Annotated in this window: 11 protein-coding genes and 2 tRNA genes; 6 read left to right on the top strand and 7 right to left on the bottom strand. The window is 58.3% G+C overall.

Annotated features, from left to right (window positions below; genetic code table 11):
• Window positions 1-65: 65 nt before the first annotated feature.
• The 3 genes from GGD50_RS04695 to GGD50_RS04685 all read right to left on the bottom strand — a co-directional run bounded on the left by GGD50_RS04695 (window position 66) and on the right by GGD50_RS04685 (window position 2,194).
• Window positions 66-977: a DUF2497 domain-containing protein gene (locus GGD50_RS04695; protein WP_107108133.1), complete on the bottom strand. Its 912-nt coding sequence runs from the start codon at window positions 975-977 to the stop codon at window positions 66-68.
• Between the two features lie 243 nt (window positions 978-1,220).
• Complete coding sequence (locus tag GGD50_RS04690) at window positions 1,221-1,892, bottom strand: protein-L-isoaspartate O-methyltransferase family protein (protein WP_181316042.1); 672 nt, start codon at window positions 1,890-1,892, stop codon at window positions 1,221-1,223.
• Between the two features lie 228 nt (window positions 1,893-2,120).
• Window positions 2,121-2,194 (bottom strand) — tRNA-Cys (locus GGD50_RS04685).
• Between the two features lie 395 nt (window positions 2,195-2,589).
• Here GGD50_RS04685 and GGD50_RS04680 point away from each other — a divergent pair.
• The gene (locus tag GGD50_RS04680; RefSeq protein WP_107107871.1) at window positions 2,590-3,693 is read left to right on the top strand and encodes a porin; all 1,104 of its coding nucleotides are present in this window, start codon (window positions 2,590-2,592) and stop codon (window positions 3,691-3,693) included.
• 292 nt (window positions 3,694-3,985) lie between these two features.
• Complete coding sequence (locus GGD50_RS04675; RefSeq protein WP_107107870.1) at window positions 3,986-4,309, top strand: hypothetical protein; 324 nt, start codon at window positions 3,986-3,988, stop codon at window positions 4,307-4,309.
• 125 nt (window positions 4,310-4,434) lie between these two features.
• Here GGD50_RS04675 and GGD50_RS04670 read toward each other — a convergent pair whose 3' ends face one another.
• Window positions 4,435-4,620, bottom strand: a complete 186-nt coding sequence (locus GGD50_RS04670; protein WP_107107869.1) for a hypothetical protein — start codon at window positions 4,618-4,620, stop codon at window positions 4,435-4,437.
• A 394-nt stretch (window positions 4,621-5,014) separates the two neighbouring features.
• Window positions 5,015-5,089, bottom strand: a tRNA-Asn gene (locus GGD50_RS04665).
• A gap of 117 nt (window positions 5,090-5,206) precedes the next feature.
• Here GGD50_RS04665 and GGD50_RS32680 point away from each other — a divergent pair.
• Window positions 5,207-5,521 (top strand): hypothetical protein, encoded by a 315-nt coding sequence (locus GGD50_RS32680; protein ID WP_107107868.1) that lies wholly within the window; start codon window positions 5,207-5,209, stop codon window positions 5,519-5,521.
• A 6-nt stretch (window positions 5,522-5,527) separates the two neighbouring features.
• Here the strand turns inward: GGD50_RS32680 and GGD50_RS04655 are convergent, their stop codons facing one another.
• Window positions 5,528-6,085, bottom strand: coding sequence for a sugar O-acetyltransferase (locus GGD50_RS04655; RefSeq protein WP_107107867.1), 558 nt, complete (start codon window positions 6,083-6,085; stop codon window positions 5,528-5,530).
• A 460-nt stretch (window positions 6,086-6,545) separates the two neighbouring features.
• Here GGD50_RS04655 and GGD50_RS04650 point away from each other — a divergent pair, with 460 nt between their 5' ends.
• The 3 genes from GGD50_RS04650 (at window position 6,546) to GGD50_RS04640 (ending at window position 9,901) form a co-directional block, all read left to right on the top strand.
• Complete coding sequence (locus GGD50_RS04650) at window positions 6,546-7,898, top strand: extracellular solute-binding protein (protein ID WP_107107866.1); 1,353 nt, start codon at window positions 6,546-6,548, stop codon at window positions 7,896-7,898.
• Between the two features lie 196 nt (window positions 7,899-8,094).
• Window positions 8,095-8,979: an ABC transporter permease subunit gene (locus GGD50_RS04645; protein WP_107107865.1), complete on the top strand. Its 885-nt coding sequence runs from the start codon at window positions 8,095-8,097 to the stop codon at window positions 8,977-8,979.
• Between the two features lie 7 nt (window positions 8,980-8,986).
• Entirely contained in the window at window positions 8,987-9,901 is a 915-nt protein-coding gene (locus GGD50_RS04640) for an ABC transporter permease subunit (protein WP_107107864.1), read from the top strand.
• A gap of 226 nt (window positions 9,902-10,127) precedes the next feature.
• Here GGD50_RS04640 and GGD50_RS04635 read toward each other — a convergent pair whose 3' ends face one another.
• The gene (locus tag GGD50_RS04635) at window positions 10,128-11,240 is read right to left on the bottom strand and encodes a sn-glycerol-3-phosphate import ATP-binding protein UgpC (protein ID WP_107107863.1); all 1,113 of its coding nucleotides are present in this window, start codon (window positions 11,238-11,240) and stop codon (window positions 10,128-10,130) included.
• Window positions 11,241-11,405: the final 165 nt, after the last annotated feature.

Genomic DNA, 11,405 nt, shown 5'->3' with positions numbered 1-11,405 from the left:
GCAAGTCAATAAAAAAGCCGCCCCGGAAGCCGGAGCGGCGGATCGTCTAACCCGAGCTCAGACTGTCAACGGCGCGGGCCGCGGGCCACTCGTTCGATTTCTTCGCGCACGAGACGCTCGACGAGAGTCGGCAGATTGTCGTCGAGCCATTCCTGCAGCATCGGCCGCAGCATTTCCTGGGCGATCTCGTCAAGCGAACGGCGCTCGCTGCCATCGATGGCGGCTGTCAGCTCGCCAAAGGAACGGGCAACCTGCGCACCGGCTGCTTCCGACATCAGCGAGGATGTAAGCTCAGCCTGCACTTGCGGGAGGTACCGATCAGCGGCTGCGGTAGACGGCGCCTGCTGCGGCTGAGTGAAAACCGGCATCTCGACGGGAGCGGGAGCGACCGCAGCCTTCGGCTCTTCCATCGGTTCAGGCTGTGGTTCAACCTTGGCTGGGGATACCATCACTTCGGCGAGAAGAGCGGCTGCAGGCGGGGTTACGACCGGCACCGGCGCTTCGGCGATCGCGCTGCGCAAAGGAACCTCGGCGACCGGTTCGACACGCGCCTCAGCAAGACGCGCGGCCATGGCCGGCGGCAATTCGCGCAGTTGCGGCGCTTCGCGTGCCGAATTCAGTTGTGCGGCATTGCGCTCGGAAGCGGCGCGAACGCGGGCGGCGACATCGGCGAGTGACAGGGTGCGGGCAGATGATTCCGGCTCGCGCGCCGGAGCCTGTGAGTTGGCGGCGACGAAACGCGGATCGGGGGCAGCAGCGGCGGCCGGTGGTACATCATCTATATCAACAGCAGCAAATTGGTCGTCGACCGTGAGGTGGATATCGTCATCCTGCTCATCGTCGGCAACGGTGTAAACAGCAGGCAGGGACGGCGAAATGGACTTACCGGCGCCGGGCTCGTTGCTTTCGATGATCCGGCGGATCGACGCCAGAATCTCTTCCATGGACGGTTCACGCACTACACTTGGCTGAGCCATATTCATCCCCGTTTTCCCAAACAACGACCCGAATCCTGCCAAAGCAGCGCCCGAATCAGGGCCAGCGTAGAATACTAGCCTTGGGAAAAAAATCACCGCGACAGCACTAAGCCATCTGATGCACAGTTTTGTTACGGTGGCTGCGAATCACCTGATATTGTGGACTTATCCACCGACAATGCCCAACGAAAAACGGGCGCCCGAAGCGCCCGTCTCAATGGAACAGTTCAGCGGCGTAACCGGTCAGAACACGAATTCCTTGGCCTTGGCAAAGCCCGGCAGCGGCTTGACCGAGGCGTTGAAGAAGACGTTTTCGGAAAGAGCGCCACGCTCGCGCCTGAAGACCGTGGCGCGCGCAGCATGGCCATAACCGAGGACGACAATCAACCGGCCGCCTTCGCCAAGCTGATCAAGAAGCACCTGCCGCACCTCTTGGACCGAGCCATTGACGAAAATCACGTCATACGAACCGCTGCCCGCATAGCCCTTTTCCAGCTCGCCGGTGACAACCGTCACATTTGCCTGGCCGAGCGCGGCGAGATTGGCCTTGGCCTCAGCGGCCAGCGCCTCATCGGATTCGAGCGCGACGACCGTACCGGCGAGGATCGACAGGAGTGCCGCGACGTAACCCGTGCCGCAGCCGACGTCGAGAACCTTATCTTCCTTGGTGATTTCACCGAGCTGCAGAAGCTTTGCCAGCGGCGAGGCTTCCATCAGGAAGCGCGCCGGCTTGCCCGAAGCTGCGGGGCTCACCTCAATGTCATTATCGATATAGGCGAGAAGCTTCGACTTCTCCGGCACGAAATTCTCGCGCGCTACCGTCAGAAACGCATTCAACACGGAATGGGAGGTGACATCCGTCGTGCGGATCTGGTTCTCGACCATTTTCACGCGTGCTGCTTCGAAATCCATCATATCCTCTCGCGCCCAAAGGCAAAGCCGGGGTTGCTGCTATGCTCAGCGTGTCTTAATCGCGTGCGGCTGCGCTTTCAAGGCATCGTAGCAACGGGCGCAGAGATTCATGATAATACGTCGCGGCGCGACAACAGCCGCTCCCCTTATCGCGTAAGGTCAAACCGCTTTCTTTGGACGGCGCCAATCGATCGATTGTCGCCGGTGCATCAAGCTCAATAGAAGGGAATTTGGAGGCCTCGCCCGGAATCGAACCGGGATTCAAGGATTTGCAGTCCTCTGCGTAACCACTCCGCCACGAGGCCATCCGATTTATAAAGGCGAGTGATGGCGGGCGTTTAGAACGAATCTTATTGGAGCGCAAGACCTATCGAGGCTGATGATCAAATAACTTGATTTCCAGCCCTCGCCGGCCGGCAAGGCGCCGCCAAACCTTAACGATTTATTAGCGCCAACTAAGCCTTTGAGGGCGACCATTTGGCGGATTGCGTCATTTTTGCAACAAGATTTTTTTTCGAGTAGGGCACGAATAGTTCGCCTCTCTTAGTATCTTGTCAAATCAGCGAGACGGGTTCAGGAAATAGTTCGCGAGGCTTATTACTTCGCACCTACTGATAGGGAACATGAACGGGATGGGGTTGGGCACGTCGACTTTTCGGCGCGATATCTCATGCCCAATCACGAACAGATTGGAGTTATTATGAACATCAAGAGCCTTCTTCTCGGCTCCGCTGCCGCGCTTGCAGCAGCATCCGGCGCTCACGCAGCCGACGCCATCGTCGCCGCTGAGCCGGAGCCGCTCGAATACGTTCGCATCTGCGACGCCTATGGTGCAGGCTACTTCTTCATCCCTGGTACCGAAACCTGCCTCAAGATCGGCGGCAAGGTTCGTACCGAAGGTGAGTGGTACAATGCTTACAACCGTGACAGCAAGCAGGGCACGCTGTGGCACACCCGTGCAGAGCTGAACGTCGACACCGCGACGGACACCGAATACGGCCCGTTGAAGACCGAAACCATCGTTCGTTGGGACTGGAACGACGGCAACTCCACCAGCACCAACCTGCTGTGGTCCTACATCAGCCTCGGTGGCTTCACCGTTGGTAAGAAAGACTCGGCCTACAACCTCTACATCGGTTACGCCGGCGACGTCATCAACGACGACGTGATCTATGATGGTCCGTACGAACTCAACCAGATTACCTACAACTACGATGCCGGCAACGGCTTCACGGCTGTCGTCTCGGTCGAAGACTCCAACTCCAGCGGCTCGGGCGCTTCCTACGGCGCAAGCTGGTGGACGGATGACAAGGCCAACCACTACGCTCCGGACGTTGTGGCCGGCGCTGGCTACAAGGCTGGTGCATGGTCCTTCAAGGTTGTCGGCGGTTATGATTCGATCGTCGAAGAAGGCGCTATCAAGGCTCGTGTCGATGCAGACTTCGGTGCCTTCTCGGCCTTCTTGATGGGCGGCTGGAACACCGATGGCGACAAGCTCAACAAGTATGCCGGCACCAACCAGGATATCTCTGCTTGCACGGCGCCGAACGGCACCGTGAACGAATCCAAGTGCGGTTGGGGTGACTGGGCTGTTTGGGGTGGCGTAGGCGTTCCGATCAACGAAAAGCTGAAGTGGAACGTACAGCTCGCCTACACCGACTCGAAGATCTTCGAAGCAACCTCGAACCTCAAGTTCAATCCGGTCAAGGATCTGCTGATCGAGCCGGAAGTGACCTACGTTCACTATGATTATGCCAAGGACGATACCGTCTCCGGCATTCTCCGCTTCGAGCGCAACTTCTGACCTGATCTGAATTGACCTCCGATCAGAGAAGAGAGGGGCCCAGCTTTCCCTGCTGGGCCCCTTTTCTATGTCGACCGCCTCCCGACTTTATATCGCCTCGGTCTCACCCTGCCCCTCACCGGCACAGCGGACCATGCCGCTATCGGCAGACGGCAATTGCCTCAAATCTCGCAGTTGTCCTCGTATCACACGTTGCAATCGCCACTCACATCAACCTTAAAGGGGAACATTTGCCCTCATCGCGGCGTTAAGCCGTCAAAGGGACAATTGGTCCAACACAGGAGTCGGTGATTTGATACATTTTGCTTCGATGGCCTTGGCCGCCTCACTTGCCATGGGAACAGTATTGGCGGCCGCGCTTCCAGCAACGGCAATGCCGTTGACAAATTCGCCCTCGCCCAGCGTTTCCGGCGTCATTCTGGTTCAGGAGCACGGATCCCGACGAAACCAGGATTGGTATGGGGGACGTCGATATTATTGGCGTGATCATCATTATGATCACCGCTACTGGCGCGACAGCCGCTGGGATCGCCGCCACTATTGGGATGATGATGATGACTGGCGCTACCGTCGTTACCACCATCGCCACGGAGGCATCTATTTCGAAATCCGCTAATCCCTAGCGGCGGATTCTTCTGCTCATACCCTAAAAACATTCCGGCCGTTGCCGACGAAATATTCGGCAACGGCCGGGCCTATTTTGGCCGCGACAAAGGTCAGCGGCTCGAAGCTGCTACCGGATCAATGGCAGACGCGTTCCTTGCGGACAACCCAATGGCCATGAACGTGATGCCGTACGGTCTTCACGACGCAATGATGGTGATGATGATGGTCATCGACATGCACAACTGTGGCCGCTTCAGACTGCGTGCTGATGCCAACGAAGGAAGCCAGGGCAACGGCGGAAGCAAGAATCAGGTTTTTCATTTCGAACCTCTAAAGCATTTGGGGGAATATGCTGCGCGATAGCGCACAACGTTCATGCGCCCACCCAGATTAACGATACATGAATGCATCCTCACATTTTCGAGAGCAGCCGGATGTGACGGGTGAGTGTGTCAGAACGCCGTGTATAGCGCCCGCGTCATGCCTTCGATACGCTCGCGATCGAGCGGTTTTCCGACGCGTCGCCAACAAGGCTAGAGGTCGCAGTCATCCAAATCCTGTGAGAGCCGAATCCAGCCAGATGGATCGACCCATGGCGGCGTTGGAGGATCTTGCGAAGCGCGCTCCTCGCCGCGCGAATGCCAGTCGGTGTGAGTGAAATGGCCGGAAATGAAAAAGCCACATTCCCCGCTAGGTGAATGTGGCTCTTAGAAACTGGCTCCCCGGGCCGGATTCGAACCGGCGACCTGTCGATTAACAGTCGAATGCTCTACCGCTGAGCTACCAGGGAATACCGCTTGGCGCGGTGTGAGCGGGGTAATACAAATGCTTTCCCGATTTGCCAAGCGGTTTTTTCAAAAAAATCCATTTCCCTTGTATTATTTCGTCGCCTTACCATTTCCTGTGGATGACCGATCAAGGCAGAACCAGAGAAAAGACCGATCGCAACGGCAACGGAAAGACGCGGCGTTTCGGGATAGATCATACCACATATGAGCTTGTCATTGGCTCCCTTCGTATTCCGCTTCCGCGATCGAGACTTGCCCGTCTTGGCGTCGGCCTGGCGTTGATCTTCGGCGGATGTCTTGGCTTCCTGCCGGTCCTCGGCTTCTGGATGTTGCCGCTGGGCTTCGTGGTGTTGTCCCATGATCTGCCGCTCGTGCGGCGCTGGCGACGGCGCCTTGCGGTATGGTGGACAAGACGGCGGCGCCCCGCGGATTGATGTCACCTATCTGGCGGCCAAAGCCCTTGCGGGATTGCCGATCACGGTCGTGCCCGCATCGACATTCCTGGTGACGACCGCGCCTGCCCCGACGATCGCGCCATCGCCGATCGTCACGCCGCCTAGGATGATGGCGCCGCCACCGATCCAGACATCCCTGCCGATCTCAACCGGCCGCGCGATTTCCAGTCCTGTGCGTCGCTGCGTCGGATCCTTGTGGTGTTCGGCACAATATATATGAACGCCCGGCCCCAGCATACTGCCCTCGCCGATGCGCACCGGAGCGGTATCGAGAATGGTGCAGCCGGCATTCAAATAGACGCGCGGGCCGAGCGAGATGTTCATGCCATAGGCGCAATGAAAGGGCGCTTCGATGAACACGCGGTCGGCCACACCGGCAAAAAGCATGGACAGCGCCGGGCCGATACCGCCGCGCTGGCCGGGCGGCATGGTGTTATGCTGATGCACAGCCTCCCGAGCAAGCACGCGCAGGGCATCGAGTTCCGCATCGAAGCAGCAATACCATTCCCCCGCCGCCATTTTTTGCCGCTCGCTTAGGCCCATTGATTCCCTCCCCGACGCCTTCGTCACGATGTGGGGAGATCATGCACACGATCCGTGCGGGCGACAAGAAGAGCTCATGGGCCAGTTCAAGCCCTTCAATATCCTGCAATCAGGAGCGCCAAGGGGCCAAGCGCCATCAAGGTAAGCGCCGCCATGATCAGCAGCAGTTCCCTCATTATATATCGTTCCATCCTGATGAGGCGCGGGGATCGACGACCCATGCACGACTCCTCCCCATGCCAAAATATTAGGCGCACCTTATTCTATGCTTAAAGCGCCGTCTCCTACTCCAAAAGAATTAATCCGCGATAGCCCTTTAAAAGCGTTAGCAAAGGCGCAAAACTGCCTGTGGCTGCGAGATTTTCACCCACAACAAACTGTCACACAGCTTGTCTATAACGCCGCTGCCGCGGACTTGCGCAAGGCCACCGGATCCGGGCTTTCAAAAGGAAATAGGGATATGTCCAAATTTTATAACTGCATTTCGGCGGCTGCCGCCGGTGTCATGAGCTTAGCGCTGGCCCTGCCGGCTGCTGCTGCTCCGATCAAGTTCGATTTCTGGTTCGGCCTGTCCGGCGATCTGGAGCGTGTCGTTCAGACCCTGTGCACGAACTTCAACAATTCGCAGAAGGACTATGAAGTTTCCTGCGTCGGCCAGGGCAATTACGACGCCGCTCTGCAGAACACCATTGCCGCCTTCCGCGCTGGCAAGCAGCCGGCAATCGTGCAGGTTTATGACGTCGGCACGGCAACCATGATGCTCTCCGGCGCCTATTATCCGGTCGGCAAGCTGATGTCGGAAAACGGCTACAAGGTTAACTGGGACGACTATTTCCCGGGCATCGCCCGCTACTACGCCACCTCGAAGGGCGAACTGCTTTCCTTCCCGTTCAACTCCTCGACCGCCCTGCTCTACTGGAACAAGGACGCCTTCGCCAAGATCGGCAAGACCGCCGCTCCGAAGACCTGGGAAGAAGCCGCCGACGATATGAAGGCGCTGAAGGGCGCTGGCTATGATTGCCCGATGGCTATCAACATCTCCGGCAACGAAAGCTGGCAGTTGATGGAACAGTTCTCGGCCATCCACAGCGAGCCGGTCGCTACCCAGAACAACGGCTATGATGGCCTCGATGCCCGCCTGACCGTCAACAAGACCAAGTTCGTCAAGTACGTCACCGACCTCAAGAGCTGGTACGATGCCGGCCTCATCAAGATCAAGTCCAAGGATCTCGGCCAGGATATGGTTCAGGCCTTTGCAGCGGGCGATTGCCAGATGATCATGACCTCGGTCGGCGACCATGGCACCGTCGGCAAGACGCAGAAGGCCGGCATGAACTGGGATGTTGCCGAACTTCCGGTCTACGCTGGCACCGAGCGCAAGAATTCGCTCGTCGGTGGCGCTTCGCTTTGGGTTCTCTCCGGCAAGTCGGCTGACGAATACAAGGGCGCAGCAGCGTTCCTCGACTTCATCGGCAAGCCTGAAACCGCACTCTTCTGGTCGACCAACACCGGCTACATCCCGGTCAGAAAGTCGGGCTTCGATTTCATGAAGTCCAACGGCTTCTACGACAAGGCTCCGTATAAGGGCCGCGAAGTCGCGATCGCCAGCCTGACCGCTTCTGAGCCGACCCCGATCACCCGTGGCGTCCGCCTCGGCAACTTCACGCAGATCCGCGCCGAATTCGGCAACCAGATGCAGGCCATCTTTGCCAACAAGGTCAGCGTCCAGGAAGGTATCGACAACCTCGTCAAGAACGGCAATGCTGTTCTCGATCGCTTCGAAGCTACCTACAAGGGCAAGCAACTGCCGTAAGCAGTTAGCGCAGAAATAGACGACGTCCGTCGGGAAATCCCGGCGGACGTTCGTTATGACCGCAATTGGCACTAGAGTATCCGCTTTCGGTTGGTTTCATCTGAAACGGACGAGATGTTCTCGATTCAAACGGTAGAGCGTCCTTTATGCGTTCAGATGACCGCGCGGCGCTCAGGGGTCCAAGCCGGAAGAAGCAATGGAAAAGCGTACGACTTTCAGCAAGTGGAGCGTTGGCATCCTGTTCGCAGTGCCGCAGCTCCTCCTCATCTTCACCTTCTTCTATTGGCCGGCTGGCCAGGCGATCTTCTGGTCGCTGACGCTGCAGCAACCTTGGGGCGGCGGCAATATCTGGGTCGGGCTCGACAACTTCAAATCGATTCTCGCCAGTGCCGATTACTGGAACTCGGTGACGATCAGCATCATCTTCGCGGCAATCAGCACCAGCATTTCCATGGGCGTCGCGCTGATACTGGCCGCTCTCACAGATCGGCAGCTCCGTGGCTCGAAGTTCTACAGCGTCGTGCTCATCTGGCCTTACGGCATCGCGGCGCCTGCTTCGGCAATGGCCTTCCGTTTCATCCTGGCACCGGAAGCCGGTTTCATGTCCATCGTCAACCACTATTGGCCGGGCCTCTGGGACCCGGGCCTCAACGGTGCGGACGCCATGGCCACCATCATTATCGCCTTCTCGTGGAAATATATCGGCTACAGCTTCATCTTCTTCCTCGCCGCCTTCCAGGCCATTCCGCGCTCGTTGATCGAAGCAGCGGCGATGGATGGCTCCGGCGTGCTCCGGCGCTTCTGGGACATTCAGTTCCCGCTGATCACGCCGACGATCTTCTTCCTGCTGGTGATCAACATCACCGAGAGCTTCCAGGATTCCTTCGGCATCGTCGACATCATGACCGCAGGCGGCCCGCACAACTCAACCAATCTCATGGTCTACAAGATCTATTCCGACGGCTTCAAAGGCCTCGATTTTTCCGGCGCGGCGGCACAAAGTATCATTCTGATGCTGCTGATCATCGTGCTCACCGTCTTCCAGTTCCGCTTCATCGAGCGGCGCGTGCATTACCGTTGAGGCTGACATGGTCGAGCGCACACCTATTCTCAATTTCTTCACCCATCTGATCCTGTTCATCGGTTTCGTGGCGGCTGCGGGACCGATAGCCATCGTGGCGATCGCCGCATCCCACAATATGACCGACGTCAATCAGGTACCAATGTCGCTGATTCCTGGCACAGAATTCTGGGCTAACATAACGACGGCATGGACCACGGCCAATCTCGGCCCCAAGCTGCTGAACAGCTTGATCTTCGCCACCGGCGTGGCCGCAGGCAAAGTGATCGTTTCGGCGCTCACCGCATTTTCGCTTGTCTATTTCCGGTATCCCGGCCGCCATTTCATCTTCTGGCTGGTCTTCATAACGCTGATGCTGCCGCTCGAAGTGCGTATCGTGCCGACCTATGCGGTCATAGCGAACGTTCTGTCGCCCTACCAGGGGCTTCTCGACATCACTGGCCTTACCTGGCTCATCGAGAAGGTTACAGACATTCAGGTCTCTCTGGATCTGGGGCTGCTTAACTCCTCTCTCGGCTTGATCCTGCCGCTGGTCGCCACGGCGACCGGTACTTTCCTCTATCGTCAATTCTTCCTGACGATACCGGACGAACTGACGGAAGCCGCGCGCATGGACGGCGCCGGATCGCTGCGCTTCTTCTTCGATATCCTGTTGCCGCTGTCGCGCACCAATATGGCTGCGCTCGGCACCATCATGTTCCTCTGGGCCTGGAATCAATATCTGTGGCCGCTGCTCATCACCACCGATCCGGCGCATGGGACCGCGGTGACCGAGCTCAAGCAGCTCATCCCGAACGTCGGCGGCCTTCCCGAATGGCACATCGCCATGGCTGGCACGCTGATCGTCATGATCCCGCCGCTCCTCGTCGTCGTTCTGATGCAGCGCTGGTTCGTTCGCGGTCTCATCGCCACCGAAAAGTGATCGGATTGCCTGCCGCGTTTCCTGAGGGAATGCGGCGGCTTCCAGTACCCCGCCTATTGCTGAGAGCACCGTGTGTTCATTTGAACGCACGGTGCTTTCGTTTTAGAATCCAGAGATATTGTCCGATTGGATGATTTAATCTGAAAGCGGGATGTTCCGGGCAGCAAAAAGCCCGGAAATCGGTAGGGATTTCCGGGCGCTCTTGCTGAAAATTGATGTCTGAAAATTAGTTTGCGGCAACCTTGAGAGGTGTGACCGAGGCAATGGTGTCGAGCCGCAGGCCGGTGTCCTGGGCGAAGAGATGCGTATGCTGCTGGGCAAGCTCCAGGCCGACGGCGTCACCCGTTTGCCCGGTGGTATGATCGGCGACGGCAACGGCGAAGCTGGAGCCGTTGATATCGCAGTGAATGACGCGGCCAGCGCCGAGTTCTTCGACGAAATCCACCGTGGCGGGAACGGCGCCCGGCGTGCCGGCCGGCACGAGACGCGCATGTTCCGGGCGGATGCCGAGCGTGACCGGCAGGCCGGCGTGGCGCTTGCCGATGTTGGCGTCGATGGCGATCGGCAGGCCATCAAAGATAAATTGCTCGCCGTTCGCCGAGAAGGAGCCTTCGAGGAAATTCATTGCCGGCGAACCGATGAAGGAACCGACGAAACGGGTGCGCGGCGTGTTGTAGACCTCAAGCGGCGTGCCGACCTGCTCGACATTGCCCTTGTACATGACCACCAGCTTGTCAGCGAGCGTCATCGCCTCGACCTGATCGTGGGTGACGAAAACCGAGGTGGCCGACAGGCGCTTGTGCAGGCGGCGGATTTCGACACGCATCTGCACGCGCAGCTTGGCGTCGAGGTTGGAGAGCGGTTCGTCGAAGAGGAAAACCTTCGGTTCGCGGATGATGGCGCGGCCCATGGCGACGCGCTGGCGCTGACCGCCCGAAAGCTCGGATGGCTTGCGGGCCAGGAAATCTTCCAGGCCGACAATGCGGGCCGTTTCCTTGATGCGACGCTCACGTTCGGCGCGCGGCACGCCGGCCACCTTGAGCGCGTAGCCCATGTTGGCGGCGACATCCATGTGCGGATAAAGCGCGTAGTTCTGGAAGACCATGGCGCAACCGCGCTCGCGCGGCTCGAGTTGATTGACGACCTTGCCGTCAATAATAATTTCGCCCGAGGTAATATCCTCAAGGCCGGCGATCATGCGCATCAGGGTGGACTTGCCGCAGCCGGAAGGGCCGAGAATGACGACGAACTCCCCGGAGCGGAAGGTCAGATCGACGCCGTGCACGACCTGATTGCGTCCATAGGCCTTGCGAACTTGCTCGATCCGGATTTCCGCCATGTTATTCTTCCCCGCCTATTTAATTCTGGGTCGTCAATCGCGTGGACTGCTAGCGAATTTGCATTACAGAACAGTGACAAGCATCCTCTATATCACAAGCCGCATCCAGATTTCCTCACGAGAGTTGCGGGTACTATTTCCCGATGAAACGCGCATGGGTGGAAC

This window comes from Martinezella paranaensis (assembly GCF_014200235.1).
Lineage (GTDB): Bacteria > Pseudomonadota > Alphaproteobacteria > Rhizobiales > Rhizobiaceae > Rhizobium > Rhizobium paranaense.
This window is presented reverse-complemented; position numbering and strand designations above follow the sequence as displayed.